This window comes from Chitinophaga hostae (assembly GCF_018224885.1).
GTDB lineage: Bacteria > Bacteroidota > Bacteroidia > Chitinophagales > Chitinophagaceae > Chitinophaga > Chitinophaga hostae.
Genome location: NZ_JAGTXB010000002.1, coordinates 73,151 through 98,074 on the forward strand (window position 1 = coordinate 73,151; position 24,924 = coordinate 98,074).

Annotated in this window: 35 protein-coding genes; 32 read left to right on the forward strand and 3 right to left on the reverse strand. The window is 43.6% G+C overall.

Translation table 11 applies throughout. The features are described from left to right. Positions 1-27: 27 nt before the first annotated feature. The 3 genes from KE626_RS04450 to KE626_RS04460 form a co-directional block, all read right to left on the reverse strand. Positions 28-435 (reverse strand): hypothetical protein, encoded by a 408-nt coding sequence (locus KE626_RS04450; RefSeq protein WP_211971691.1) that lies wholly within the window; start codon positions 433-435, stop codon positions 28-30. A gap of 94 nt (positions 436-529) precedes the next feature. After that, positions 530-1,708: a type IX secretion system outer membrane channel protein PorV gene (porV, locus tag KE626_RS04455; protein WP_211971692.1), complete on the reverse strand. Its 1,179-nt coding sequence runs from the start codon at positions 1,706-1,708 to the stop codon at positions 530-532. 27 nt (positions 1,709-1,735) lie between these two features. Beyond that, positions 1,736-2,242 (reverse strand): T9SS type A sorting domain-containing protein, encoded by a 507-nt coding sequence (locus tag KE626_RS04460; RefSeq protein WP_211971693.1) that lies wholly within the window; start codon positions 2,240-2,242, stop codon positions 1,736-1,738. A 463-nt stretch (positions 2,243-2,705) separates the two neighbouring features. Between KE626_RS04460 and fusA the strand changes: the two genes are divergently transcribed. The 32 genes from fusA to rpsD all read left to right on the forward strand — a co-directional run bounded on the left by fusA (position 2,706) and on the right by rpsD (position 24,903). Continuing rightward, positions 2,706-4,850 (forward strand): elongation factor G, encoded by a 2,145-nt coding sequence (fusA, locus tag KE626_RS04465; protein WP_211971694.1) that lies wholly within the window; start codon positions 2,706-2,708, stop codon positions 4,848-4,850. A gap of 340 nt (positions 4,851-5,190) precedes the next feature. Continuing rightward, positions 5,191-5,913, forward strand: a complete 723-nt coding sequence (locus KE626_RS04470) for a glycosyltransferase (protein WP_211971695.1) — start codon at positions 5,191-5,193, stop codon at positions 5,911-5,913. 6 nt (positions 5,914-5,919) lie between these two features. Next, complete coding sequence (locus KE626_RS04475; protein ID WP_211971696.1) at positions 5,920-6,693, forward strand: polysaccharide deacetylase family protein; 774 nt, start codon at positions 5,920-5,922, stop codon at positions 6,691-6,693. Between the two features lie 393 nt (positions 6,694-7,086). After that, complete coding sequence (locus KE626_RS04480; protein ID WP_211971697.1) at positions 7,087-7,701, forward strand: outer membrane beta-barrel protein; 615 nt, start codon at positions 7,087-7,089, stop codon at positions 7,699-7,701. A gap of 1,774 nt (positions 7,702-9,475) precedes the next feature. Continuing rightward, entirely contained in the window at positions 9,476-9,781 is a 306-nt protein-coding gene (gene rpsJ / locus KE626_RS04485; protein ID WP_012789286.1) for a 30S ribosomal protein S10, read from the forward strand. A gap of 193 nt (positions 9,782-9,974) precedes the next feature. Continuing rightward, positions 9,975-10,592 (forward strand): 50S ribosomal protein L3, encoded by a 618-nt coding sequence (rplC, locus tag KE626_RS04490; RefSeq protein ID WP_142685974.1) that lies wholly within the window; start codon positions 9,975-9,977, stop codon positions 10,590-10,592. A 1-nt stretch (position 10,593) separates the two neighbouring features. Next, entirely contained in the window at positions 10,594-11,232 is a 639-nt protein-coding gene (gene rplD / locus KE626_RS04495) for a 50S ribosomal protein L4 (RefSeq protein WP_211971698.1), read from the forward strand. Positions 11,233-11,297: 65 nt separating this feature from the next. Then, positions 11,298-11,597, forward strand: coding sequence for a 50S ribosomal protein L23 (rplW, locus tag KE626_RS04500; protein WP_211971699.1), 300 nt, complete (start codon positions 11,298-11,300; stop codon positions 11,595-11,597). A gap of 85 nt (positions 11,598-11,682) precedes the next feature. Beyond that, positions 11,683-12,516: a 50S ribosomal protein L2 gene (gene rplB / locus KE626_RS04505; RefSeq protein WP_211971700.1), complete on the forward strand. Its 834-nt coding sequence runs from the start codon at positions 11,683-11,685 to the stop codon at positions 12,514-12,516. A gap of 68 nt (positions 12,517-12,584) precedes the next feature. Then, on the forward strand, positions 12,585-12,851 hold the full coding sequence (gene rpsS, locus KE626_RS04510; protein ID WP_079470771.1) for a 30S ribosomal protein S19: 267 nt from the start codon (positions 12,585-12,587) through the stop codon (positions 12,849-12,851). A gap of 98 nt (positions 12,852-12,949) precedes the next feature. After that, positions 12,950-13,297 (forward strand): 50S ribosomal protein L22, encoded by a 348-nt coding sequence (gene rplV / locus KE626_RS04515; RefSeq protein ID WP_106527845.1) that lies wholly within the window; start codon positions 12,950-12,952, stop codon positions 13,295-13,297. Between the two features lie 63 nt (positions 13,298-13,360). Continuing rightward, complete coding sequence (rpsC, locus tag KE626_RS04520) at positions 13,361-14,152, forward strand: 30S ribosomal protein S3 (RefSeq protein ID WP_089903224.1); 792 nt, start codon at positions 13,361-13,363, stop codon at positions 14,150-14,152. A gap of 55 nt (positions 14,153-14,207) precedes the next feature. Beyond that, the gene (gene rplP / locus KE626_RS04525) at positions 14,208-14,627 is read left to right on the forward strand and encodes a 50S ribosomal protein L16 (RefSeq protein ID WP_106527847.1); all 420 of its coding nucleotides are present in this window, start codon (positions 14,208-14,210) and stop codon (positions 14,625-14,627) included. Positions 14,628-14,695: 68 nt separating this feature from the next. Beyond that, positions 14,696-14,896, forward strand: a complete 201-nt coding sequence (rpmC, locus tag KE626_RS04530) for a 50S ribosomal protein L29 (RefSeq protein WP_079470767.1) — start codon at positions 14,696-14,698, stop codon at positions 14,894-14,896. 91 nt (positions 14,897-14,987) lie between these two features. Continuing rightward, positions 14,988-15,248: a 30S ribosomal protein S17 gene (gene rpsQ, locus KE626_RS04535; protein WP_079470766.1), complete on the forward strand. Its 261-nt coding sequence runs from the start codon at positions 14,988-14,990 to the stop codon at positions 15,246-15,248. Between the two features lie 75 nt (positions 15,249-15,323). Further along, positions 15,324-15,692, forward strand: coding sequence for a 50S ribosomal protein L14 (gene rplN, locus KE626_RS04540; RefSeq protein ID WP_079470765.1), 369 nt, complete (start codon positions 15,324-15,326; stop codon positions 15,690-15,692). Positions 15,693-15,851: 159 nt separating this feature from the next. After that, positions 15,852-16,190 carry a 50S ribosomal protein L24 gene (gene rplX / locus KE626_RS04545; RefSeq protein WP_133808650.1) on the forward strand — a complete coding sequence of 113 codons (339 nt, stop codon included), beginning with the start codon at positions 15,852-15,854 and terminating at the stop codon, positions 16,188-16,190. Further along, positions 16,190-16,765 carry a 50S ribosomal protein L5 gene (gene rplE, locus KE626_RS04550; protein WP_211971701.1) on the forward strand — a complete coding sequence of 192 codons (576 nt, stop codon included), beginning with the start codon at positions 16,190-16,192 and terminating at the stop codon, positions 16,763-16,765. Before rplX ends, rplE begins: the two co-directional genes overlap by 1 nt. A 20-nt stretch (positions 16,766-16,785) precedes the next feature. Beyond that, a complete protein-coding gene (gene rpsN / locus KE626_RS04555) occupies positions 16,786-17,055 on the forward strand; it encodes a 30S ribosomal protein S14 (RefSeq protein ID WP_142685981.1) in 270 nt (89 codons plus the stop codon). Positions 17,056-17,193: 138 nt separating this feature from the next. Then, positions 17,194-17,592, forward strand: coding sequence for a 30S ribosomal protein S8 (gene rpsH, locus KE626_RS04560; RefSeq protein WP_133808653.1), 399 nt, complete (start codon positions 17,194-17,196; stop codon positions 17,590-17,592). Between the two features lie 125 nt (positions 17,593-17,717). Next, positions 17,718-18,272, forward strand: coding sequence for a 50S ribosomal protein L6 (gene rplF, locus KE626_RS04565; RefSeq protein WP_211971702.1), 555 nt, complete (start codon positions 17,718-17,720; stop codon positions 18,270-18,272). Positions 18,273-18,362: 90 nt separating this feature from the next. Continuing rightward, positions 18,363-18,716 (forward strand): 50S ribosomal protein L18, encoded by a 354-nt coding sequence (gene rplR, locus KE626_RS04570; protein ID WP_211971703.1) that lies wholly within the window; start codon positions 18,363-18,365, stop codon positions 18,714-18,716. A 51-nt stretch (positions 18,717-18,767) separates the two neighbouring features. Continuing rightward, positions 18,768-19,286, forward strand: a complete 519-nt coding sequence (gene rpsE, locus KE626_RS04575) for a 30S ribosomal protein S5 (protein WP_089903199.1) — start codon at positions 18,768-18,770, stop codon at positions 19,284-19,286. Between the two features lie 103 nt (positions 19,287-19,389). Then, positions 19,390-19,575, forward strand: coding sequence for a 50S ribosomal protein L30 (gene rpmD / locus KE626_RS04580; RefSeq protein WP_079470757.1), 186 nt, complete (start codon positions 19,390-19,392; stop codon positions 19,573-19,575). Between the two features lie 121 nt (positions 19,576-19,696). Beyond that, the gene (gene rplO, locus KE626_RS04585) at positions 19,697-20,143 is read left to right on the forward strand and encodes a 50S ribosomal protein L15 (protein WP_211971704.1); all 447 of its coding nucleotides are present in this window, start codon (positions 19,697-19,699) and stop codon (positions 20,141-20,143) included. A 78-nt stretch (positions 20,144-20,221) separates the two neighbouring features. Then, entirely contained in the window at positions 20,222-21,565 is a 1,344-nt protein-coding gene (secY, locus tag KE626_RS04590) for a preprotein translocase subunit SecY (RefSeq protein WP_211971705.1), read from the forward strand. Between the two features lie 271 nt (positions 21,566-21,836). Then, on the forward strand, positions 21,837-22,637 hold the full coding sequence (map, locus tag KE626_RS04595) for a type I methionyl aminopeptidase (RefSeq protein ID WP_211971706.1): 801 nt from the start codon (positions 21,837-21,839) through the stop codon (positions 22,635-22,637). A gap of 149 nt (positions 22,638-22,786) precedes the next feature. Beyond that, a complete protein-coding gene (gene infA / locus KE626_RS04600) occupies positions 22,787-23,005 on the forward strand; it encodes a translation initiation factor IF-1 (RefSeq protein ID WP_012789309.1) in 219 nt (72 codons plus the stop codon). 70 nt (positions 23,006-23,075) lie between these two features. Next, positions 23,076-23,192, forward strand: coding sequence for a 50S ribosomal protein L36 (rpmJ, locus tag KE626_RS04605; RefSeq protein WP_073083232.1), 117 nt, complete (start codon positions 23,076-23,078; stop codon positions 23,190-23,192). A 59-nt stretch (positions 23,193-23,251) separates the two neighbouring features. After that, positions 23,252-23,632, forward strand: coding sequence for a 30S ribosomal protein S13 (gene rpsM / locus KE626_RS04610; RefSeq protein ID WP_211971707.1), 381 nt, complete (start codon positions 23,252-23,254; stop codon positions 23,630-23,632). A 108-nt stretch (positions 23,633-23,740) separates the two neighbouring features. Then, positions 23,741-24,142 (forward strand): 30S ribosomal protein S11, encoded by a 402-nt coding sequence (rpsK, locus tag KE626_RS04615; protein ID WP_168741537.1) that lies wholly within the window; start codon positions 23,741-23,743, stop codon positions 24,140-24,142. A 155-nt stretch (positions 24,143-24,297) separates the two neighbouring features. Further along, positions 24,298-24,903, forward strand: coding sequence for a 30S ribosomal protein S4 (gene rpsD / locus KE626_RS04620; protein WP_079470751.1), 606 nt, complete (start codon positions 24,298-24,300; stop codon positions 24,901-24,903). Positions 24,904-24,924: the final 21 nt, after the last annotated feature.

Genomic DNA, 24,924 nt, shown 5'->3' on the forward strand with positions numbered 1-24,924 from the left:
AATCATTTTTTTGAGTTTATAGTGCGCTTAATTCTTTTTATGAGGAGCCGGAGCACCGCTTCCATCCTGGTTAGGCACCGAAGTTGGAGTTGGCTGCAGGGCCTTGTCTTGTTTTAAATTATTGCTGGCCTCCTTTGCACTGACATCTGATGGTATCGGAGTGGTTTTTTTGCTGGCCGCTGCCGCCTTCAGCGTACTATGGGAAGGCTGGTAATCGGTAAAAAGCCGCTTCTTGGTGGGAGTAGATATAACTGAAGGATCAGGCTTTGTTTGCACAGACCGGGACTGCATATCAGCAATGTCCTTCTTCAGACTGGGAAATAAGGCATCCCGGACCTTGCCGGTTCCGCCGCCTGTTTGCTCAAACCGCGCCTGCGCATTTGCATAAGTAAATCCTGCTACCAGGAAAAAGAAGAGTAAAATCAGTGATTTCATATGAATGAGAATTATGGATGCATGAATGAATAATTGTTTTATCGATTGGTATGGATGTTTGTGCTTTTCCTGTTTCATCCCTTATATGGCTGCCTTATGGCTGCACGGCTTCATCCCGCGATCCACCAATGTTATAGACCAGCGAAAATTTCAGGGTTCTTTTTTGCATAAGGGTTTCCCCGGTAGGCATCTGGTAGGCAATGTCGAGCGCCAGGTTGGACACACGTACACCTAAACCCGCTGAGAAATGCTGCCGGTAACCTTTATTGGGATGTTCATAGAAATAACCTGCCCGTACAAAAAATGCCTGCCGGTAAGCATACTCAATACCGGAGCCGATGGTAAACTCCCGCAGCTCTTCATGAAAGCCATCAGGAGCATCTCCAAATGAGGAAAACATAGCAGCTACCACACCCCGGTTAGGATCCTTACCTTTCAGGATCTGGCTGGTTTCAATACCGTTCGAATCCAGCGCATACAATGGGGGAGTAGGTACCAGCAATTTGTTGATATCCACTGAGAGTGTGAATTCATGCTCATGTGTATGCACAAACGTATAGCCGCCACCGATACGAAGGTTCATCGGCAGAAAACTCTTCCTCGTATTATCATCGGTGTATTGCAGCTTGGTACCGATATTGGTAATACTCACGCCAAAGCAATAGCGGTTGCCAAAATCAAGACGGTCCACACTGTTCTGATAGTAATAGCTGATATCGCCGGCCATGGCTGATGCAGGTTTCTGCTGCAGGTTGTTGTAGGAGCCCTGCCCCAGTTGGCTGCGTATATATCTCAGGCCTATTGCCAGCGACATGTGGTTGCCCAGTTTCCGTGCATAAGCGCCATCTACTGCAAATTCTTTGGGGTTATAATCCTGCAGTACGGTGCCGTTTTCATCGCGGAAAGTCACCGTGCCATAGTTGAAATATTTCATGGAAAGGCCTATTCCTTCTGTTCCATTCCAGGTTTTATAGCCGGATACGTAGCCCATATTCGACTTATTGTTATTTAATTCCCACATCCATGGCGAGTAATTGGCACTCACTCCCCAGTCGCCTGCAAAAACTATTTTTGCGGCATTGGAAAACAGGGAATTGGCATCAGGGGTTAATCCTACTGATGCATCGCCCGTGCCGCTGCTTCTGGCATCAGGGTTCACCAGCAAAAAACTTGCGCCGATGTTAGGAGGTTTCTGGGTCGTTTTCTGCGCCGATAAAGTAGTAGCTGCTGTCAGCGCACCTGTAAGAAGTAAAATTGTATAACCATGTTTCATGTGTCATCAGTTAAATAGTGATCGGGATTACTGCACGATGAGCTTTTCGAAGAAGATACTGCCGTCAACATTGAGCATAACCGTGTAAATGCCGGCTGCAAAATGATTCACAGGCAATACCACCGTGTTTTTACCCGCACCAAGTTTCAGGAATTGATGGTAAACGTTTTGTCCGGCAGGGTTGATAACCTCAATGGTTAAATTCACATTGGCCAGCAGGTCAAACTGGATTTTTGTATTGGTAACAGCCGGGTTGGGGAATATAATATAGCTCTTGACCGCGCTGACACCGGGAGGGAGTTTGGGAAATTCTTCCGGTTGCTGGAATCCCTGTGTCAGCAGAACCTTTCCATTCGTGATGGGCAATACAATTGCCTCTCCCACGGTGTACTGGATCTGGATGTTTTGAACTACGCCACTGCCGCCTGCTGTAGCCACCACCTGCCGGTTAAGGATGAACTGGGCTTTTGATGACATACAGGTACAGGTCAGTAACAACAGCGCACAGGTGCAGCTGAGTACAAATGTTCTCATATAAAAGTATTAATCAGTAAATAAGATGCGGGAATGATGCTACAACAACGCTATGCCGGGAATGTCACTACAGTAATACATTTACCTGTGTTAGGGTATAAGTGTACAGTTTTTCATTTGTGATGTTTATTTAGGGAAAACTGATGGCCGAATGATGCGCTGATGGTTCTTCATTTTTTCCGGGGGCGTGTATTCGTCTATTTAACAATTCACTACAAATCTGATCGAAATATGGGAGCCGGAAAACTATAATTTAACTTTTGGTTGTATTTGATAAAAAAATGGTAGATACGAACTTAAAACTGGTTTTGGGTGAGGTATTTATAAAGCATAATTATAATGTAATAAAACGCCTGCGCCCGTTTAAAAGAAATAACAATTTGGAAAAGCTGCTCATTTTATTTATTGTCAAAAATAAATTACCTTTGCCCCCCAAATTGCATTATTTAGTCACTTTAATATTATGGCAGACTTAAAATTTCAAAGGAACTTTGGTATTGCGGCGCACATCGATGCGGGTAAAACCACTACCACAGAACGTATCCTGTATTATACAGGTAAATCCCACAAAATTGGAGAGGTGCACGAGGGTGCTGCTACAATGGACTGGATGGCACAGGAGCAGGAAAGAGGTATTACCATCACATCTGCGGCAACCACTTGTTTCTGGAATTTTCCAACCTTACAAGGTAAAGCCTTACCTGATACCAAGCAATATAAATTCAACATCATCGATACCCCGGGTCACGTGGACTTTACCGTTGAGGTAGAGCGTTCCCTGCGTGTACTGGATGGTCTGGTGGCATTGTTCTGCGCTGTATCCGGTGTTGAACCTCAGTCTGAAACCGTTTGGCGCCAGGCTAACCGCTACCGTGTACCACGTATCGGTTTCGTAAATAAAATGGACCGTTCCGGTGCCGACTTCCTGAACGTGGTTAAACAGGTAAAAGAAATGCTGGGTGCCAACCCCGTTCCTTTAACCCTGCCAATCGGTGCTGAAGACACTTTCAAAGGTGTTGTAGACCTGATTACCATGAAAGGTATTATCTGGGACGAAGAAGGTAAAGGTGCTACCTACCAGGAAATTCCTATTCCGGAAGATATGGTGGCTGAAGCAGAAGAGTGGAGAGCTAAACTCGTAGAGGCAGTTGCTGAATACGATGACACCCTCATGGAGAAATTCTTCGAAGATCCTAATTCTATCTCTGAAGATGAAATCCACGAAGCTATTCGTAAAGCAACCATCGATATCGCTATCATCCCAATGATGTGCGGTTCTTCCTTCAAAAACAAAGGCGTTCAGAAAATGCTGGATGCGGTTTGCCGTTACCTGCCTTCTCCAATAGATGTGGAAGCTGTTAAAGGTACCGATCCGGACAGCGGTGAAGAACTGGAACGTAAACCTTCTGCTAAGGAACCTCTGGCTGCACTGGCATTCAAAATTGCTACCGATCCTTTCGTAGGCCGCCTGGCATTCTTCCGGGTTTATTCCGGTCACCTGGATGCAGGTTCTTATGTACTGAACACCCGTACCGGTAAAAACGAGCGTATCAGCCGTATCATGCAGATGCACGCTAACAAGCAGAACCCTATCGATTTCATCGAAGCCGGTGATATCGGTGCTGCTGTTGGTTTTAAAGATATCAAAACCGGGGATACCCTGTGTGATGAAAAATCACCGATTATCCTGGAATCTATGACCTTCCCTGAACCGGTTATCCACATCGCTATTGAGCCTAAAACTCAGGCAGACGTTGATAAAATGGGTATGGCTATCGCTAAACTGGTAGAAGAAGATCCTACCCTGAAAGCAAAAACTGACGAAGAAACCGGCCAAACCGTATTGAGCGGTATGGGTGAGCTTCACCTCGAAATCATCGTTGACCGTATGCGTCGTGAGTTCAAGGTAGAAGTTAACCAGGGTGCTCCGCAAGTTGCTTACAAGGAAGCGCTGACTACCAAAGTTGAACACCGTGAGGTATTTAAAAAGCAAACCGGTGGTCGTGGTAAATTTGCTGATATCCAGATCGAAATCGGACCTGCAGATGCTGAATGGCTGAAAGAAAATGAAGGTAAATCCCTGCAGTTCATCAACGATATCTTTGGTGGTTCCATCCCTAAAGAATTCATCCCGGCTGTACAGAAAGGTTTCGAACAGTCACTCAACCAAGGTGTGCTCGCTAACTTCCCGCTGACCAGCTTAAGAGTTCGCTTGTTCGACGGTTCCTACCACCAGGTGGATTCCGACGCCATGTCATTCGAGTTGTGCGCTAAATCTGCCTTCCGTGAAGCTGCCCGCAAAGCTAAACCAGTATTGCTCGAGCCTATCATGAAAGTGGAAGTACTTACTCCGGATCAATACATGGGTGATGTTACAGGTGACTTGAACCGCCGTCGTGGTATGCTGGAAGGTATGGACTCCAAAAATGGAGTACAGGTAATCAAAGCAAAAGTTCCGTTGAGCGAAATGTTCGGTTACGTAACTCAGCTGCGTTCCCTGTCTTCAGGTCGTGCAAGCTCTATCATGGAATTCTCTCACTATGCTCCGGCTCCAAATAACGTAGCTGAAGAAGTGATAGCTAAAGTGAAAGGCAAAGTAAACGCTTAATCATAGCTTTTTATATCAGAAAGGTTGTCCTGCCAAAGCGGGACAACCTTTTTGCTTTTATAGCACTAACTGACATGAAAATGCTATTGCCATGAAAAGAATATTCGATATTATTACAGTAATAATAACCTACAACTGCAATTTACTTTTTGCTAACTGCCAGGGTCCTGTTCTACAGGACCTTTTTTTATGCCCACGATAGGGGGAGTTTTCTCTTTTGGCGTCATTGTAATGGAATGTAATCCACGTAACCTATATTTTTTACGGATAGTTCAGATTCAATATGTCAACAGCGTTATTACAAGCACCTCCTACAACTGTGGTATCTATATCGGGAGAAATGGTTAAACTTACTTCCGGCCTTGACCTGATTCTGCCCTGCTGGAATCCCTCGGGACCATGGGTGGAATCACTCATCAGGCACTATCATGAAGTAACCACCCTGATGGGACAGGTACCGGTGCAGCTCATACTGGTGAATGATGGTTCCGTGAAAAATTTTACACAACAACATATTGCATGGCTGGAAGCCGCCATTCCCGGTATCATCATTGTAAGCTACAGCCGGAACAGGGGCAAGGGCTATGCGGTCAGAGAAGGGGTAAAACGCTCCCAGCACGCTTTTCAGATATATACTGACCTCGATTTCCCATTCGGGGTGAATGCAGTTAAAGAAGCCTACGACCGGTTACAACAGGGGCTGGATGTAGTGGCAGGGGAGAGAGGGGCCGCCTATTTGCGTGAATTGCCCCGCAAACGCCGGGTAATTACCCGCATCAGCCGCTTCTTAAACAGAATAGTACTCGACCTCAAAGTTGACGACGCACAAGCAGGCTTGAAGGGCTTTAATGCCTATGGCAGAAATATACTGCTGAAAACCCGTATTGATGGTTTTCTGTACGACAGCGAATTCCTCTATCACGCCGGACGGCGCCCCCAGGCCAAAATTGGTGCAATCGCAGTATATTGCCGCCCGGGAATACAGTTCTCCTCCTTCCGTATAAAGCTTTTATTGAAGGAAATGGTGAACTATTGCAGGATCATCGGCTCTAAAGCCGCTTAATTTTTTATGGAACCAACGAACAGGATACTGATCAGTGTGGATGTGGAGGAATTTGATATTCCGGAAGAATTCGGTCAACAGGTATCGCTGCAGGAGAAGCTGGAAATCTCCAGAAGCGGATTGCTGGCCACACTGGCGCTATTTGAAAAATATAATGTGCGGGCTACCTTTTTTGTAACAGCCTACTGGGCACAACACTACCCCGAATTAATCAGGCAGGTAGCCGCAAAGCACGAAATAGCCTCTCACGCTTATTATCATAGCTCATTTAACGATGCCGACCTGGAAGGGTCGAGGATCGCCCTGCAGGAAATCAGCGGACAAACAGTCCAGGGCTTCCGCATGCCCCGTTTGCGGAAAGTGAATATGCAGGCGCTCAAAGATGCAGGATATCTTTATGACGCCTCCGTGAACCCCACCTGGCTCCCGGGAAGATATAACAACTGGCATCTGCCAAGAACCGTTTTTAAGGAAAATAATACGTGGATTATTCCCTCTTCCGTATCTCCCCTGATCAGGTACCCCATATTCTGGCTGAGCGTTAAAAATATGCCATTGTGGCTCACCCGGCATTTTAGCAAGCAGGTACTGAAGAAAGATAATTATCTCTCTTTCTATTTCCATCCATGGGAGCTCATCGATATCAATGCATATACTTTACCTACCTATATTCGCCGGGTTTCCGGGGAAAAAATGCAACGGAAAATGGACGGATTCCTGAGTTTTTTACAAAAACACGGAACTTTCTGCACACACCTGGACCTGCTAAAGTCGCAGTAGTACTGTGTTTCCCGTCAGATTTCCTTATGATTTGTGCAGTCAGACAAGAAACAGCCCTCTTTTATGCAACAACATGAACGTTATAAATGTTATAGTTATAATGAATAAGGATAAGTATTCATGTTGTGAGAATTTTCGAACTGTACAGTAATGTTTTTTCAGATTTTTTTATAAAGATGAATACTTATTAGGTTCATTTTCAGTAGTTTTGTGGAAGACAAGTACTATTGTCACGTGATGTTTGTTGAACGACGATGTTGACTACCTCCCCATTATCCCCCTGCCGCTTACTTTTAATAGCTGATTTGAACAGCTTAAATGCAAATGGAAGCATTTGCCCGGTAATTTCTTATTCATTCAATAGGTTAATTTGTTAAAACTAAAAATGAGACTATGAAAAGAATTCGTCTATTAGCCCTTGCAATTTCAGCTGTATTGTTTGGTTCTGCTGCTAACGCCCAAATTCAGAAAGGAAATATTATGGTAGGCGCCGATCTTACCAATATCAATGTGGTTTTCCAGAAAGAGAGTACAGCATTTAATTTTAATCTTACACCAAAGGTTGGTTGGTTTATCAAAGATGGTCTGGCTATTGGTGGTTACGTTGAATTCGGAGCCAATACCACCAAAAATAAAGTCACAGACACAAGAGCTTCCAATACCAATTACGGCGTAGGTGCTTTTGCCCGCTATTTTGTGGAAGATAAAAATGTCCGGAAAATGGAGTTTTCCAAGAGGGTGCGGTTCTTTGCAGAGGCGAATGCCGGCTTTGCGGGTACCAATCCGGCGAGCGGTGCTTCTACCAACGGTTTTAACGTGGGTATAGGCCCAGGTATTTCCTATTTTATTACACCAAATATTGGTTTGGAAGGATTGTTTAAATACGACCTTACTGTAGGTGGAGGAAATTCAACGACTGCTAACAGGCTGAGCCTGGGGGTAGGCTTCCAGATCTACCTGCCATCTGCCAAAGCCAAGCAGATTTATAGAGAAGAAAGAGGTAAATAAAATCGCATAAGATAAAAAAATGTAATGGTTACAGCGACATTCTGTTCGCTGTAACCATTTTTATTGGCAATCCTAACCGCAGGATGGCGGTCTGAACAAAATGAACAGGTGCGGTCAAAATGAATTAATTGAACGAAGGCTTTTAGAGAGGAACCTGTTATTTTAGTATTATATCTGCCCGTGCAGAAAGGGGATTGCTGAAAACCCGGGATAGAGTAAGCATTCATCCATCAATACTCCGGTTATGATCAACACCATACTCCTGGCAGTCCTGAAGTTCCTGAGCACTGTTGCAGGCGCGCTTTAATTGTTACCTCATCACGTGGGAATAATTTCCCTATGGGATTGCCGAAAACCATTTAACAGAGTAGGCGTAGTTAAAAAAATCAGCACATGATGCTTGATGCCTTACACACATTTCTGCAAGGGTTACTGGCGTTGCTGGTATCAGCCCTGGGCGGAATATAGCCGTTCAACCTTGTTTGTAAAGGAAAGTCAATATCACGACTTTTAAGCTATCTGTTGGATAGCTTCCATTGAAAGAAACCCACGAATTGTCTGCTATGAACAATTCGTCCTTTTTATCGCGAAGGCTCCGGTATTAATACCGGGGCTTTTTTATTTTTAATAAAATGAGCCATGATAGCGAAATGAACAACAATATATTAGGACGCCGAACTGAACAAAATGAACGAATGAAATTAGATGAATAGCCATTAATTTCGGCCAACACTTAAAAAAGAAAGTGTACTGGGATTGCCGAAAACCAAATCAAGAGAGTAGGTATCACCCGTAGTAAAAACTATCTTATGGCTTTACTGTCTCAATTACTGGCAACTATCGTTGCATTGCTGCAATCTCTGCTGGGAGGTCTGTAAGAAGATTTTCCCCGGTAAGGGATCCATACTAAGTGATGCTATTTCCCTTACGCACATCATCCAGAGGCTGTTCATAACATGAACAGCCTTTTTTTATCAATCGATTTCCGATGAAACCTGCCATGGCGGCGTAATGAACAGGACGCCTGTATGGTTGCAGAATGAACAAAATGAACGACTGCTTATTGAATGATAGCTTTTAATTTTAAACCTGTTAACTGAATAACAACTGGGGATGCCGAAAACCAGGAAATAGAGTAGGCAGTATCTTATAAAAACCTTTTCCATGGACTTACTGAATCAACTGCTGGCATTAATCTTAGGATTAATTAAATCATTATTGGGTGGTTTACCGCTTTAATCGGATGGTCGTTCGACCATAGGTGTATTTAAACCACTTTAATTATTCAGCAAAGGGTTGTTCCTGGAAAGAGGGAGCAACCCTTTGTCTTTTCCCCGTTTGTACGCCGGCAGATTCTCCGGTCCACCTATCATTAATTACGGCCTGTGCCGTATCGTTCGTAACGCATACCTGGTTATGACTTTAATTTTGAGCCGTTCCCCGGAAGTGGTGACAGCAATCCTCCCTGATTCCAACTTCTCCCAAAAAAAATTGTAAAGAAATTCTCCTTTTTTTGGTTTTGAAATTTGTTTTCCTATATTTGTCAAAATGAGCATGTGAAGTTACCTTAAGGCTTAACACACACACAATGAATGTTTTCTGAGGCCTTATGATTAAATAATTTCCTTTTCTCCTCCTCCCAACTGCCGCCGGTGCTGTTCCTTTGCCCGGGATCTTTTATTTTTTCCTGAGATTTATTTGCCAAATAGAAAAAACGGGTTACCTTTGCCCTCCCAAATTGTATTGGGAAAAAACAAGAAGAAGTTCATTGCATATGTCTCAGAGAATAAGAATCAAGCTGAAGTCCTACGATCATAACCTGGTAGACAAGTCTGCTGAGAAGATCGTTAAAACCGTGCGTAACACGGGTGCCGTGGTAACAGGTCCAATTCCTTTACCTACCGAGAAGAAAATATTTACAGTATTACGTTCTCCGCACGTAAATAAGAAAGCGCGCGAGCAGTTCCAACTGTGTACACACAAACGTTTACTGGATATTTACACGTCTTCTTCCAGAACTGTAGACGCGCTGAGCAAGCTCGATTTACCTTCCGGAGTAGAAGTTGAAATTAAAGCATAGGACAACAGCAAGGCGGGCGAAAGGCCGGCCTTTTATTGATTTATGGTTATCCTGTTGATTATCAGCAAGATAACAATTTTAACAAGCAAACATAGGTCGCGCCTTCTGGGCGGCCGCCCAATAAATGTATTTAAACCGCCCATCCTGGGGATAGCACGAAATCCCCCAGGCGCTGGGTAAAATCATATAAAAAATGAAAGGTATTATTGGCAAAAAGATTGGTATGACCAGCATCTTCGAGTCTAATGGTAAGCAAACAGCCGTTACCATTATCGAAGCGGGTCCCAACGTTGTAACCCAGGTAAAAAGCCTGGAAACAGATGGTTACAATGCAATTCAGGTTTCTTTCGGTGAGAAGAAAGAAAAACACACTACTAAAGCTGAAAGCAGTCACTTCGCGAAAGCAAGCACCTCTCCCAAACGTTTTGTAAAAGAATTCCGCAATCCGGACGTACAGAAAGCCCTCGGTGAATCTATCACCTGCGAAATCTTCGCAGAAGGTGAGACAATTGACGTTGTAGGCACTTCCAAAGGTAAAGGTTTCCAGGGTGTTGTAAAACGCCACGGATTCAGTGGTGTGGGTGAAGCTACCCACGGTCAGCACGATAGAAGCAGGGCTCCTGGTTCTGTTGGTGGATCATCTTATCCTTCCCGCGTTTTCAAGGGTATGCGTATGGCCGGCCAGACAGGTAACGAAAGAGTGAAAGTGAAAGGTCTGAAGATCGTGAAAATATTCCCTGAAAAGAATTATATCCTAGTAAGTGGTTCCGTTCCCGGCCACATTGGTTCAATCGTTTTAATCCAGAAGTAACATGCAAATCGATATTTTAAATATAGAAGGTAAGAAAACCGGAAGGTCAATTGAACTTCCTGAGGAGATCTTTGGTGTTGAGCCTAACAACCACGTAATCTACCTGGCTGTTAAACAATACCTCGCTGCTCAGCGTCAGGGTACCCACAAGGTAAAAACCAGAGCTGAAGTACAAGGTGCTTCCCGCAAACTGCACAAACAAAAAGGTACAGGTGGCGCCCGTAAAGGTAACATCCGTAACCCACTTTATAAAGGTGGTGGTACCATCTTCGGACCAAAACCACACGGTTGGGGTTTCAAACTGAACAGAAAAGTGAAAGATCTCGCTAAGATCTCTGCCCTGTCAGTAAAAGCTAAAGAAAACAGCATCATCGTTGTTGAAGATCTGCAGCTGGAAACACCAAAAACCAAACAATTTGTTGGTTTCCTGAAGAACCTGAACATCAATGTAGAAGGCAGAAAGACTATGTTCATCACGCCTGAATACAATGACAATGTTTACCTGTCTTTAAGAAACATCCCTACTGTAGACGGTACTGTTCTGAGCGACGTAAACACTTACGACATCATGAACAGCAACTATATCGTGTTCACAGAAAGCGCTGCTAAAATCTTCACTGAAGAGCCTGCAGAAGCTTAGGATGTCAAAACCAATTAACAAAACAAGCTAAGAGCTGAGGCGAATAGCAAAAAGTTATAAAGAAAATGAAACTTTCTGACGTTTTAATCAAACCGGTGGTATCCGAAAAGGTTAATAAAGCAACCGAAAAATTCAACCGCTACTACTTCATTGTTGACAAAAAAGCCAACAAACTGGAGATCAAAAAAGCAGTAGAAGAATTTTACGGCGTAACCGTAGCAGATGTAAACACTGCTGTAATGCCAGGTAAAGCTAAATTCCGCTTTACTAAAGCCGGTTTCATCGCAGGTAAAAAACCGTCTTACAAAAAGGCGATCATTACCGTTGCAAGTGGTGAAACTATAGATCTGTATGCTAACATGTAGTGCCGTTCCGGCCTGAACAGCCGGGATGTGGATGTATATACAGATCACTATTTATATTTAATAACATTTAACTTTTTAGGAAGTAATGGCACTGAAGAAGTTCAAACCAATGACGGCCGGTACCCGCTGGAAAATAGGCAACGCTTACGCTGAGCTGACATCGGATACCCCGGAAAAAAGCCTGCTGGAACCAATTAAAAGAACCGGCGGTAGAAATGCGCAAGGAAGAATGTCCATGCGCTACATAGGTGGTGGTCACAAGAAACAATACCGTGTAATTGATTTCAAACGTGATAAGGAAAATGTACCAGCTACAGTTAAAACAATCGAATACGATCCTAACCGTAGCGCATTCATCGCACTGGTAAACTATGCAGATGGTGAAAAACGTTACATCATTGCTCCACAGGGCTTACAGGTTGGCGGTACCGTTATCAGCGGTGCTGACGTAGCTCCTGAAGTAGGTAACGCTTTGCCTTTGAAGAATATGCCACTGGGTACTGTTGTACACAACATTGAGCTGCAGCCTGGTAAAGGTGGTGCGATCGCAAGAAGCGCCGGCGCCTATGCACAGTTGTCCAACAAGGAAGAAAAGTATGCCGTTCTGAAAATGCCTTCCGGTGAGCTCCGCAAAGTATTAAGTACTTGTAAAGCTACTGTAGGTACTGTTTCTAACTCCGATCACGCCCTGCAATCCATCGGTAAAGCAGGTGCTAACCGTTGGAGAGGTATCCGCCCCCGCAACCGTGGTGTGGCTATGAACCCTGTAGATCACCCGATGGGTGGTGGTGAAGGTAAATCTTCCGGAGGCCATCCAAGATCAAGAACTGGTAAATATGCGAAAGGTCTGAAAACCAGAAAACCGCATAAGAGTTCTGATAAGCTGATCATTAGCAGAAAAAACGGTAAAAAATTATAATATTTCGGAATTCGGGCTCCGGTAGCAGTACCGGATCCCGGGTTTGAAAAATCATAAATCAGTAAGACATGGCTCGTTCCATAAAAAAAGGTCCTTACGTAGACCTGAAATTAGAAACAAAAGTTGAGAAGATGAATACCGGTACCAAGCGTTCTGTTATCAAGACCTGGAGCCGTCGTTCTACTATCACACCTGATTTCGTTGGTCACACTTTCGCTGTTCACAATGGCAACAAATTTATTCCTGTTTATGTAACAGAATTCATGGTTGGTCATAAACTGGGCGAATTTGCTCCTACACGTAACTTCAGAGGACACGTTAACAAGAAAATGTAAATTATAGTCTGAGGTTTGAGGTTTGAAGTATTCAGTTTCAAACCTGTAACATCAAACGTCAGGCGTCAGACACTTAATAATAAAAGAAATTAATTACAATGGAAGCAGTAGCTAAGCTGAATAATAATCCTACATCTCCCCGCAAAATGCGTTTGCTGGCAGACTTAATCCGTGGTCTGGATGTAGAAAAGGCTTTGAATATTTTGAAATTCCATCCGAAACACCCAAGCGTACCTTTAGAGAAACTGCTGGTATCCGCTATCGCTAACTGGAAAGTTAAAAACGAAGGTGCAAGGGTAGAAGATGCTAACCTGATCGTAAAAACCGTTTTTGTTGATGGTGGCCGCACACTGAAAAGAATGCGCCCAGCTCCACAGGGAAGGGGTTACCGTATCCGCAAGAGAAGTAATCACGTAACGATTGTAGTTGACGGTAAAGCACAGTAATCCGTGCACATCGGAAACGAAACAGAAACAAAACTATTAAATTAATAGACAAATAACCAGAACATGGGTCAGAAAACAAATCCTATTGGTAACAGGTTAGGTATCATCAGAGGATGGGACTCTAATTGGTATGGCAGCAAAAAAGATTTTGCTACCAAACTGATCGAAGATAACAAGATCAGAACTTATCTGAATGCCCGTATCAACAAAGGTGGCATCTCAAGAGTTGTGATCGAAAGAACTTTAGGTAAGTTAATCATCACTGTTCATACTTCTAAGCCTGGTATCATCATTGGTAAAGGCGGTAACGAAGTTGATCGCATCAAGGAAGAACTGAAGAAACTGACAGGTAAAGAAGATGTTCAGATCAACATCCTCGAAATCCGTCGTCCCGAAATGGATGCTAACATCGTTGCTGAAACAATTGCAAAACAGATTGAAAGCCGTATCAACTACAAACGTGCTATCAAAATGGCAATTGCTACTGCGCTGAGAATGGGCGCCGAAGGTATCAAGGTTAAAATCAGCGGCCGTTTAGGTGGTGCTGAAATTGCCCGCTCCGAAGAAATGAAACAAGGTCGCGTGCCTTTACATACTTTCCGTATGGATATCGACTACGCTTCCCTGTTCGCTTTAACGGTTTATGGTAAAATCGGTATCAAAGTATGGATCTGTAAAGGTGAAGTACTGGGTAAACGCGATCTTAACCCGAACGTTTTAACCGGTAAAGAAGGCGATAACCGTGGCACTGGTCATGGTGGTGAAAGAAGAGAACATCACGGTGAACGTAGAGATAACCGCGGTGGTGGCGAAAGAAGAGGCGGTGGAGAACACCGTGGCGGCGGCCGCAGATAGTATCTGGCGGTAGAGCAGACATTAACAATTACTATTAACATTAACAACATAGACGATGTTACAGCCAAAAAGAACGAAACACAGGAAGATGCACAAAGGCCGCATCAAAGGGAACGCTAAAAGAGGCGCTACCCTCTCCTTTGGTACTTTCGGTCTTAAAGCATTAGAACCTAAGTGGATCACCGACAGGCAGATTGAAGCTGCACGTGTGGCGCTGACAAGACACATGAAACGTGAAGGTAACGTGTGGATCCGCATATTCCCTGACAAACCTATCACTGCTAAGCCTTTGGAAGTGAGGATGGGTAAAGGTAAAGGTGCCCCTGACCATTGGGCAGCAGTAGTAAAGCCAGGTAGAATTTTATTTGAAGCTGATGGCGTTTCCTTACAGGTAGCAAAAGAAGCAATGGAACTCGCAGCACAGAAACTGCCCATCAAAGTAAAATTTGTAACCAGCCGCGACTTCGTAGCTTAATTACAGGTACACAATAACTAAAATCCGGTAAACCTGCCCCGGCAGCTAACCGAATCAAATTCAATACAATGGCAAAAGAAAAGCTGGAACTGAAAGGCCTGAGCGAACAAGATCTGAAAGAGAAAATCTCTGCAGAAGAACTCCGCTTGAAAAAAATGACCTTTGGTCACGCAATTACGCCAATCGAAAATCCAATGAGCATCCGCGCCGTAAGACGCGATATCGCTCGGATGAACACCGAACTGCGTAAAAGACAACTGGGCTTCTGATCCGTCAGTCCCGGCAACACCGGGACTGCTGACATAGCATAAGTATAACACAATTTATGACCTCCTCACGGAGGGTTAAATACTTTCAACAATGACGACCGAAAGAAAATTAAGAAAAACCAGGATTGGTGTGGTTGCCAGCAACAAAATGGATAAAACCATCACCGTTAAGGTGGAGCGTAAGGTAAAGCACCCGATCTATGGTAAATTCGTGAAAAAAACTACCAAGTTCATGGCACACGACGATAAGAACGAGTGCAGCATTGGCGATACCGTGAAAATCGCGGAAACTCGTCCTTTGAGCAAGAACAAGTGCTGGAGACTGGTAGAAGTAATCGCTAAAGTAAAATAATTATTTATTTGTTTCAAGCTGTATCCGGCAATCCCGGTTACAGCCGCTGACTAAACAATATCAAATCTCATTTCGATGATACAACAAGAATCAAGACTGAGTGTAGCTGACAACAGCGGTGCTAAAGAAGTACTTTGCATCCGCGTGTTAGGTAACTCCGGTCAGGACTACGCTGGCGTAGGCGATAAGATTGTAGTAACCGTGAAGGATGCAATGCCAGGTGGCGGCGTAAAGAAGGGTATGGTTACTAAAGCGGTAATCGTAAGAACTAAGAACAAATTACGTCGTAAAGACGGTTCTTATATCCGTTTCGATGATAACGCAGTGGTACTGCTCAATAACTCAGACGAACCTCGCGGTACCCGTATTTTCGGTCCGGTTGCACGTGAGCTGAGAGACAAGGGATATATGAAAATTATCTCCCTCGCTCCTGAGGTATTATAAGATATTATCGATGGAGGGATTCAGGATTTTTACAATAAATTTCCTGAATCCCAAAATTCATAAATATTTCTTATCTTTGCAGCCCGTTTGCAAAACGAGAAAAAACATTAATCAAGCGAAACAACTGTTTCGCTTGGCGTTTATAAATAAATCAAAGTAATGAAAACTAGATTTAAGCCTAAATTCAACATTAAGAAGGGCGACCTGGTTGCGGTAATTGCCGGTGATGACAAAGACAGGACCAAAGCACGTAAAGTGCTGGAAGTTCAGCCTGATAAGGCCCGCATTCTTGTGGAAGGCGTTAACATTATTACCAAGCACACGAAGCCAACCGCTCAGAATACCAAAGGTGGTATTGTTAAGCAGGAAGCTCCTATCGCTATCTCCAATGTAATGCTGTGGGACGCCAAAACTGGTGCACCAACTAAAGTTAACAGGAAGAGAGAAAACGGTAAATTAATTCGTATCGCTAAAAAATCAGGGGAGGAAATTAAATAATGGCAAACACAAAATATACTCCGAGACTGCAGAAAAAATACCACGAGGAAGTTAAGTCTGCACTGATGAAGAAATTCAACTACAAAAGTGTTATGCAGGTTCCTCGCCTGGTAAAAATCTGCCTGAACCAGGGTATTAATGGTGCAGTAGGTGATAAGAAACTGGTAGACATTGCAGTAGACGAAATGACCCGTATCTCTGGTCAGAAAGCTATCGCTACTATGTCTAAAAAGGATATCTCCAACTTCAAACTGAGAAAGAACATGCCTATTGGTGCACGTGTAACTTTACGCAGCACAAATATGTATGACTTCCTGGATCGTTTGATCGCTGTATCTCTCCCTCGTGTACGTGACTTCAAAGGTGTGAACGAAAAAGCTTTTGATGGTCGTGGTAACTACACCATGGGTATCACCGAACAAATCATTTTCCCTGAAATCGATATCGATAAAGTAACGAAAATGTCCGGTATGGATATCACCTTCGTTACAACTGCAAACACCAACGAAGAAGCTTACGAGCTGCTGAAAGAAATGGGTATGCCGTTTAAGGGAATGAAAAAAGATAATCAGTAAATCGAAACGATAATTTAATTATGGCAAAAGAATCCGTAAAAGCCAGACAAAGGAAAAGAGAAGCTATGGTGGCAAAGTTCGCAGAAAAGCGTGCTGCCCTGAAAGCTGCCGGTGACTACGCTGCACTGGACCAACTTCCAAAAAATGCTTCTCCTGTTCGTCTGAAAAACAGATGCCAGCTGACCGGTCGTCCTAAAGGATACATGCGTCACTTCGGCCTCTGCAGGAACATGTTCCGTGACCTGGCACTCGCAGGTAAAATCCCTGGCGTTAGAAAAGCCAGCTGGTAATTAAAAAAGAGGATCGCATTTGATTATTTATTCCATGAACAAATAATCAGATCTGTAAATCTCTGAATGTAAGTTATTTGATTCCCATCTTATTACGATTGGATATCGCATTGTAAACATTATCAAACTATTTCAACAATGGTTACTGATCCAATAGCAGACTTCCTGACACGCATCCGGAACGCGCAAATGGCCACCCACAGGATTGTGGAAATTCCGGCTTCCAAGCTGAAAAAACGCATTACAGAAATTCTGTACGACAAAGGTTATATCCTGAAGTACAAATTCGAAGAAGATACTAAACAAGGCGTAATCAAAATCGCTTTGAAGTACGATCCGATCTCTAAAGAGCCCGCTATCAAGGAAATACAACGCATCAGCCGTCCAGGTCTGCGTCAGTACGCTAAACCAGAAGAGTTTAAGCGCGTGAAGAACGGTTTAGGCGTGGCGATCATCTCCACTTCCAAAGGTGTAATGACCGATAAGGAAGCAAAAGCTCAAAACGTAGGTGGCGAAGTAGTTTGCTACGTATATTAATATATTGAATGACTGGTTGTTGCTCAACCGGTCATTCACTTAAGTTATCTGACAATTAAGCTCTCTATACGGCGCTGAACACGGATAACCGGTAAATCAATATCAAACAACTTTAAATTAAAGTTATGTCTCGTATAGGTAAAAGTCCTATTAAGTTGGCCAGCGGTGTAACAGTTACTGTTTCCCCCTCCAACGAAGTAACTGTAAAAGGCCCAAAAGGTGAACTGAAAAGAAGCATCGACAGGGAAATGAAGATAGAAGTGAAGGACGGCGTGTTAACAGTAATCCGCCCAACTGAACAGATTCGTCATAAAGCGCTCCACGGTTTATACCGCGCTTTGCTGGCTAACATGGTTGAAGGTGTGACTGAAGGCTTCAAGAAACAACTGGAACTGGTGGGTGTGGGTTACAAAGCCGCAAACAACGGTCAGTTACTGGATCTCGCATTAGGTTATTCTCACAATATCATTTTCGAAATTCCGAAAGAACTGAAGGTAGCTACCCTGACTGAAAAAGGTCAGAACCCTAAGATCATGCTGGAAGGTATCGACAATCAATTACTGGGTCAGGTGGCTGCTAAAATCCGTAGCCTGCGTAAACCAGAGCCTTATAAAGGTAAAGGTGTTCGCTACAGTGACGAAGTGGTACGTAAGAAAGCTGGTAAATCAGCTGGTAAATAAAATTTTTAATTGGCTAATCAGCTTTCAAAGCTGGTTAGCTGATTTTAACAGATATCCCGGCAGCATCGGGGTAATAAAATAAAACTCAAAATGAGCACAAAAGTTAACAGGAGACAGAAAATCCGCTACCGCATCCGTAAGAAAATCTCCGGTACTGCAAAGCACCCAAGATTATCTGTATTTCGCAGCAACAGCGATATCTATGTGCAATTGATAGATGATACCAATGGCACTACCCTGGCTTCAGCTTCTTCCCGTGATAAGGACATCAAAGCCCAGCAAGGTACTAAAATCGAAAAATCTGCACTGGTAGGTAAAGCGCTGGCTGTTAAAGCACTGGCACTGGGTCTGACCACCTGCGTTTTCGACAGAAGTGGTTATTTATATCATGGCCGCGTGAAAAGCGTAGCTGACGGAGCAAGAGAAGGCGGTCTTCAGTTCTAATCACGAGGTCCGAATCTTATAATTCTGAACAAGTAATTCTTATAAAATAAAATGGCAAAGAATTCATTCAATAAAGTAAAGGCTGGTGATCTGGAGCTGAAAGAAAAAGTGGTGGCGATCAACCGTGTTACTAAAACCACTAAAGGCGGTCGTACATTCAGTTTCTCCGCACTGGTAGTAGTTGGTAACGAAAACGGCGTTGTAGGTCATGGTCTTGGTAAAGCGAAAGAAGTGCAGCAGGCTATCACCAAAGGTATAGACGATGCAAAAAAGAACCTGATCAAGGTTCCTGTTATGCACGGCACCATTCCTCACGATCAGTTTGCTAAAGAAGGCGCTGCCAAAGTATTGATCAAACCAGCTGCCCATGGTACCGGTGTGATCGCAGGAGGTTCTATGCGTGCAGTGCTGGAAAGCGCTGGCGTAACAGACGTTCTGGCTAAATCTTTAGGTTCTGCTAATCCACACAACGTGGTGAAAGCTACTTTCAAGGCACTGGGTTTATTACGTGAGCCAATCAGCATCGCTAAAACCAGAGGCGTTTCCCTGAAGAAAGTTTTCAACGGGTAAGTAATGCCTCCCGTCTCCACGGAGATGAAGGTGTTTCCCCGCGGAAATTTTGAAAATAATTCATTAACAATTAAATTACTCCGCCTTAGGCGGATAGGGGTTTATGGCAAAGATTAAGATCACTCAAGTGAAAAGTGGTATAGACCGTCCGGAAAGGCAGAAACTGACCTTGAAGGCACTGGGCCTGACTAAGATGCATGCTACTGTTGAAGTGGAAGCAACTCCTCAGATCCTGGGAATGGTCCGTAAGGTTAATCACCTTGTAACGGTAGAAACAGTAAATGCTTAATTTTAAGTAACACTGCTGTGGGATTGTCTGCTGATAATCTTACCTTTACATTTGTGACTTTACCATTTTTATTTTAGAATAAGCGAGCGGTTAATTTCCGCGCAAGTAAAACAATTAAAACATGAATCTGCATTCATTAAAGCCTGCACAAGGCGCTGTACATAAAGAGAAACGTCTTGGACGTGGTGAGGCTTCCGGTAAAGGTGGTACCTCTACAAAAGGTAACAAAGGTATCCAGCAACGTGCTGGTTACTCCAGCAAAAGAGGCTTCGAAGGTGGCCAGATGCCCATCCAACGCCGTATGCCTAAACGCGGTTTCATCAACAATAACCGTGAAGAGTATAAAATCTTCAACCTGGGCCAGCTGGATCAATTAGTTGAAAAATATGGCCTCCAGGAGTTTAATCTGGAAAACCTGTTCATGAACGGTCTGATTAACAGAACAGCTAAAGTTAAAATTCTCGCTAACGGAGAACTGAAGACTAAGGTTACTGTTAAAGTAAACGCTATCAGCGAAAAAGCTAAACAGGCCATCGAATCAGCAGGTGGATCAGTAGAACTGGTATAAGACTTTACGACTGAGGAGACGCCTACGGAGTAGTGCGTCTTTTCATATTTAATAGCGCTATTAAACCTTTATCTTCCTGTGAAGAAATTTATCGAAACGATTAAGAATATCTGGAGTATTGAGGATTTGCGTAACCGCATCCTGACCACCCTGCTCCTGGTCCTCATCTACCGCATAGGATCCTATATCGCTTTGCCTGGCATTGATGCAAACGCGCTGACTAACTTTGAGAAGAATTCTAATCAGGGTATCCTCGGTTTGGTGAACATGTTTGCGGGCGGATCGTTTTCAAGGGCCTCCATATTTGCATTGGGTATCATGCCCTACATCTCTGCATCAATTGCTATCCAGTTATTAACGATAGCGGTTCCTTATTTTCAGAAACTGCAGAAAGAAGGTGAAAGCGGCCGCAAAAAAATTAACCAGTTTACACGTTATCTCACAGTAATAGTAACAGGTTTCCAGGCGAGCGCTTACGTAGCTTATCTGCGTAATCAATCCGGTGGCGCTATTATCCCCGAGTATGGCACCTTTTTCTTCTGGCTCTCTACAACCGTAGTACTTACAGCAGGTACCCTGTTTGTAATGTGGCTCGGTGAAAAGATCACAGACAAAGGAATTGGTAATGGTACATCCATCATCATCATGATGGGTATCCTTGCCCGTTTGCCACAGGCTTTAGTCGCTGAATTCTCCAGTAAGGTTGCAGGTGAAGCGGGTGGACCGATCCTGTTCCTCATTGAAATTGCTATCTTTATTTTAATCACGGTGGGCCTGATCCTGCTCGTTCAGGGTACCAGGAAAATACCGGTGAATTACGCCAAACGTATCGTAGGTAATAAACAATATGGCGGTGTACGCCAGTTTATTCCCCTCAAGGTAAATGCTGCCGGTGTAATGCCGATCATCTTTGCCCAGGCGATCATGTTTATCCCGGCTACTGCAATAGGCTTTGCTACTTCTTCTGAAAGTGCTTCCGGCTTTATCCGCATCTTTAGTGACCACACTAACGGCTGGTATAACCTGATCTATGCTGTACTGGTTGTCGTATTCACATATTTTTATACCGCGTTGATTTTCAATCCAACACAAATGGCGGATGAAATGAAACGTAATAACGGTTTCATTCCGGGTATTAAACCTGGTAAAGCTACTGCCGATTATATCGGTGCAGTAATGGACCGTATCACTTTGCCTGGTGCATTCTTCCTGGCATTAGTGGGTATCATGCCAGGCCTGGCTGCTGCCTTCAAGGTTAACAGTAACTTTGCTACCTTCTTCGGTGGTACGTCCCTGTTGATCATGGTGGGAGTTATCCTGGATACACTGCAACAGATTGAAAGCCAGCTCCTCATGCGTCATTACGATGGTTTGATGAGCACCGGCCGAATCAAAGGCAGAACTGCCCCGGCTAACGCATAAGTAATTGAATAAAAGGATGTTACAATAACAATAAAATAGCCACAGAAGCTTCTACGCTTTAGTGGCTATATTATTTTAACAGCCGTTAGCTGTTGGCCATCAGCTTTTATCCTGGCATCTATCGCTAAAAACCTGATTATTGCAGCCTGTTGGAAGCCGTTAGTCACTGGCAATTAGCTTTTAGCTTGCCAGTCATAGTTAAGAGCCTTGATTATTAGCAGCCAATAGCAGTTAGTTGACAGCTAACCGCCAAAAGCTAAAAGCGCAACGTATGATTCATTATAAGACGAAGGAAGAAATAGAGCTGATGCGCAAAAGCGCCCTGCTCCTGAGCGCTGCCCTGGCCGAAGTGGCCAGAACCCTGAAACCAGGGATGAGCACGCTGGAAGTGGACGCGGTTGCAGATAAGTTTATCGTGGAAAACGGCGGAACACCTTCTTTCAAGAATTACAAAGGTTTTCCGAATGCCTGCTGCATTTCTGTGAATGAAGAAGTCGTACACGGAATTCCAAATAAGTATGTGTTGAAAGACGGTGATATCCTGACAGTAGATGTGGGTGTTTATATGAATGGTTACCATTCCGATAGTGCTTATACTTTTGCCATCGGGAATGTACCCGAAAATGTGCTCCGGTTAATGACTGCTACCAAAGCCTCCCTCTATAAGGGCATTGAGAAAGCAATTGTGGGTAACAGGATTGGTGACATCTCTTACGCAATACAGGAATATACCGAAAAGGAACGCGGTTATGGCGTGGTGAGGGAACTGGTAGGACATGGCCTCGGCCGTAACCTGCATGAGGATCCTCAGGTGCCTAATTACGGTAAAAGAGGAAGCGGCCCCGTAATGAAGGAAGGATTGGTAATAGCTATCGAACCGATGATCAACCTCCGCTCCAAAGACGTTGAATACCTGGAAGATGGCTGGACCGTAGCCACCCGCGATGGCAGCCCCTCTGTTCATTTTGAACATACCGTTGCCGTAGGAAAGGGGAAGCCTGATGTACTGTCTACCTACGTGGACATTGAGCGGGAGGAAAAAAATAACCCTGAATTGAACTCAAATTACTAGTTTCAGTGTTTGGAAATGTCTAATAGAATAGGGGTTTTAGCAACAAAAAAGACAGGTTTTAGTAAGAAAACTGGCAATATTAATAATAATACAGGTAAATTTTTCTATTTCAAAAGATAAATGCTATCTTTGCAGTCCTAAAAATTTTTATGGCAAAACAGGCACTCATTAAACAGGATGGAATTATATTAGAAGCCTTGTCGAACGCTATGTTCCGTGTAAAACTGGAAAACGGGCATGAGATCCTGGCCACCATTTCTGGAAAAATGAGAATGCACTATATCCGCATTCTGCCAGGAGATAAGGTTGGCGTAGAGATGAGCCCGTACGATTTGTCAAGAGGCCGTATAATTTTCAGATACAAGTAGAACGGAAAAGGACAGGGGTGGTTGAAAGTATAATTAAACAAATATCATAACCTTTTATAAAGTATTAATCATGAAGGTAAGAGCTGCAATCAAAAAAAGAAGCGCGGATTGTAAAATAGTTCGTAGAAAAGGTGTTTTGTTGGTGATCAACAAAAAGAATCCTCGTTTTAAACAACGCCAGGGTTAATCGATTCCCCTAACGGAATTTGATTTTTTAATCAGAATCATAAAATCTAAAATAGAAATATGGCACGTATAGCCGGTATAGATCTTCCTAAAAATAAAAGAGGAGAAATTGGCCTCACCTATATCTTTGGTATAGGCCGTTCTACCGCCCAATATATCCTGAACAAGGCGGAAATTGATTTCAATAAAAAGGTGCGGGATTGGAATGACGACGAACAAGCCGCCATCCGTAACATCATCAATGGTGAGTTTAAGGTAGAGGGTCAACTGCGTTCTGAAGTACAAATGAATATCAAGCGTCTGCTGGATATCGCTTGCTACCGCGGTCTGCGTCACAGGAAAGGCTTACCGGTAAGAGGTCAGCGTACACGTACCAACAGCCGTACCCGTAAAGGTAAGCGTAAGACAGTGGCTGGTAAGAAAAAAGCAACTAAGAAATAATAAATAAAATCCCAGGTTGAAATCCCAATTCCGAATCAGAGGGGTTTCAATGACCGAGAGTCGTGTAAATTTGGGCTCTGGAATTTCATATTTGGAATTTAAATCATTATGGCAAAAGCAAATAATACAAAAACTGCTGCTAGCAAAAAGAGGGTAGTAAAAGTAGATAACTACGGAGATGTTCATATTTCCGCTAGCTTTAACAACATCATTGTCAGCATCACCAACAAGCATGGTCAGGTTATTTCCTGGTCTTCTGCTGGTAAAATGGGCTTCAGAGGTTCTAAAAAGAACACTCCGTATGCAGCTCAGCTGGCTGCACAGGATGCTGCTAAAGTTGCTATGGACTCAGGTCTGAAAAGAGCAGACGTTTTTGTGAAAGGCCCTGGAGCTGGTCGTGAAAGTGCTATCCGCGCTATCGCTAACTCCGGAATCGAAGTGAACATGATTAAAGACGTTACGCCTTTACCTCACAACGGTTGCCGTCCTCCTAAGAAGAGAAGAGTATAGTAATATATATTTACAGCATCCAGATACCAGATTTCATTAGAAGTTTGGTATCTGGACGTTGTAATTTTGTATTCATAAATGGGTGCATGATCAGGTTTTCAGATTTTTTGAAGAGCATGCATCATTAACTAAAAAATCTAAAGTATATTTAAAACATGGCAAGGTACACAGGACCAAAGACCAAAATTTCCAGAATTTTTGGTGAACCCATTCTCGGTAATGGTAAGTATTTAAGTAAGAACAGCAACCCTCCGGGTCAGCATGGTGCAAACCGTAAACGTAAACAATTAGGCGAATACGCACTGCAGCTGAGAGAAAAACAAAAGGCTAAGTACACTTACGGTTTGCTGGAGCGTCAGTTCCGTAACCTGTTCGACGAAGCTACCCGTAGAAAAGGTGTTGCCGGTGAAGTATTGATCAAATTGCTCGAAGCACGTCTGGATAACACCGTGTTCCGCCTGGGTATCGCACCTTCCCGCCCTGCTGCCCGTCAGCTGGTTTCTCACAAACACGTTACCGTTAACGGTATTGTTGTTAACACTCCTTCTTTCCAACTGAAACCAGGAGACGTTATCAGCCTGAAAAATAAAACAGCAAACAATTCTGCCCTGACCAGCGTTATTCGTGGAAAAAATCCAAAATTCAGCTGGTTGGATTGGAACGAGAAAGAAATGAAAGGTGTATTCATTGCTTATCCTGAGAGAGAGAGCGTTCCTGAAAATATCAAGGAACAACTGATCGTAGAATTGTACTCTAAGTAATAAATAATTAGTCCATGGCCA

Bases quoted from the DNA above. Each gene is read 5' to 3' on its own strand.
- rplF (WP_211971702.1), top strand. From the start codon at position 17,718: ATGTCTCGTATAGGTAAAAGTCCTATTAAGTTGGCCAGCGGTGTAACA.
- rpsK (WP_168741537.1), top strand. From the start codon at position 23,741: ATGGCAAAAGCAAATAATACAAAAACTGCTGCTAGCAAAAAGAGGGTA.
- rpmJ (WP_073083232.1), top strand. From the start codon at position 23,076: ATGAAGGTAAGAGCTGCAATCAAAAAAAGAAGCGCGGATTGTAAAATA.
- rplC (WP_142685974.1), top strand. From the start codon at position 9,975: ATGAAAGGTATTATTGGCAAAAAGATTGGTATGACCAGCATCTTCGAG.
- KE626_RS04470 (WP_211971695.1), top strand. From the start codon at position 5,191: ATGGTTAAACTTACTTCCGGCCTTGACCTGATTCTGCCCTGCTGGAAT.
- KE626_RS04480 (WP_211971697.1), top strand. From the start codon at position 7,087: ATGAAAAGAATTCGTCTATTAGCCCTTGCAATTTCAGCTGTATTGTTT.
- rplB (WP_211971700.1), top strand. From the start codon at position 11,683: ATGGCACTGAAGAAGTTCAAACCAATGACGGCCGGTACCCGCTGGAAA.
- rplX (WP_133808650.1), top strand. From the start codon at position 15,852: ATGAAAACTAGATTTAAGCCTAAATTCAACATTAAGAAGGGCGACCTG.
- KE626_RS04450 (WP_211971691.1), bottom strand. From the start codon at position 435: ATGAAATCACTGATTTTACTCTTCTTTTTCCTGGTAGCAGGATTTACT.
- rpsH (WP_133808653.1), top strand. From the start codon at position 17,194: ATGGTTACTGATCCAATAGCAGACTTCCTGACACGCATCCGGAACGCG.
- rplN (WP_079470765.1), top strand. From the start codon at position 15,324: ATGATACAACAAGAATCAAGACTGAGTGTAGCTGACAACAGCGGTGCT.
- rpsS (WP_079470771.1), top strand. From the start codon at position 12,585: ATGGCTCGTTCCATAAAAAAAGGTCCTTACGTAGACCTGAAATTAGAA.
- map (WP_211971706.1), top strand. From the start codon at position 21,837: ATGATTCATTATAAGACGAAGGAAGAAATAGAGCTGATGCGCAAAAGC.
- rpsQ (WP_079470766.1), top strand. From the start codon at position 14,988: ATGACGACCGAAAGAAAATTAAGAAAAACCAGGATTGGTGTGGTTGCC.
- rplV (WP_106527845.1), top strand. From the start codon at position 12,950: ATGGAAGCAGTAGCTAAGCTGAATAATAATCCTACATCTCCCCGCAAA.
- rpsE (WP_089903199.1), top strand. From the start codon at position 18,768: ATGGCAAAGAATTCATTCAATAAAGTAAAGGCTGGTGATCTGGAGCTG.
- rplR (WP_211971703.1), top strand. From the start codon at position 18,363: ATGAGCACAAAAGTTAACAGGAGACAGAAAATCCGCTACCGCATCCGT.
- infA (WP_012789309.1), top strand. From the start codon at position 22,787: ATGGCAAAACAGGCACTCATTAAACAGGATGGAATTATATTAGAAGCC.
- rplO (WP_211971704.1), top strand. From the start codon at position 19,697: ATGAATCTGCATTCATTAAAGCCTGCACAAGGCGCTGTACATAAAGAG.
- rpsJ (WP_012789286.1), top strand. From the start codon at position 9,476: ATGTCTCAGAGAATAAGAATCAAGCTGAAGTCCTACGATCATAACCTG.
- rpmD (WP_079470757.1), top strand. From the start codon at position 19,390: ATGGCAAAGATTAAGATCACTCAAGTGAAAAGTGGTATAGACCGTCCG.
- rpsN (WP_142685981.1), top strand. From the start codon at position 16,786: ATGGCAAAAGAATCCGTAAAAGCCAGACAAAGGAAAAGAGAAGCTATG.
- rpsC (WP_089903224.1), top strand. From the start codon at position 13,361: ATGGGTCAGAAAACAAATCCTATTGGTAACAGGTTAGGTATCATCAGA.
- rplE (WP_211971701.1), top strand. From the start codon at position 16,190: ATGGCAAACACAAAATATACTCCGAGACTGCAGAAAAAATACCACGAG.
- KE626_RS04460 (WP_211971693.1), bottom strand. From the start codon at position 2,242: ATGAGAACATTTGTACTCAGCTGCACCTGTGCGCTGTTGTTACTGACC.
- rpsD (WP_079470751.1), top strand. From the start codon at position 24,298: ATGGCAAGGTACACAGGACCAAAGACCAAAATTTCCAGAATTTTTGGT.
- rplD (WP_211971698.1), top strand. From the start codon at position 10,594: ATGCAAATCGATATTTTAAATATAGAAGGTAAGAAAACCGGAAGGTCA.
- fusA (WP_211971694.1), top strand. From the start codon at position 2,706: ATGGCAGACTTAAAATTTCAAAGGAACTTTGGTATTGCGGCGCACATC.
- rplP (WP_106527847.1), top strand. From the start codon at position 14,208: ATGTTACAGCCAAAAAGAACGAAACACAGGAAGATGCACAAAGGCCGC.
- rplW (WP_211971699.1), top strand. From the start codon at position 11,298: ATGAAACTTTCTGACGTTTTAATCAAACCGGTGGTATCCGAAAAGGTT.
- rpmC (WP_079470767.1), top strand. From the start codon at position 14,696: ATGGCAAAAGAAAAGCTGGAACTGAAAGGCCTGAGCGAACAAGATCTG.
- KE626_RS04475 (WP_211971696.1), top strand. From the start codon at position 5,920: ATGGAACCAACGAACAGGATACTGATCAGTGTGGATGTGGAGGAATTT.
- porV (WP_211971692.1), bottom strand. From the start codon at position 1,708: ATGAAACATGGTTATACAATTTTACTTCTTACAGGTGCGCTGACAGCA.
- rpsM (WP_211971707.1), top strand. From the start codon at position 23,252: ATGGCACGTATAGCCGGTATAGATCTTCCTAAAAATAAAAGAGGAGAA.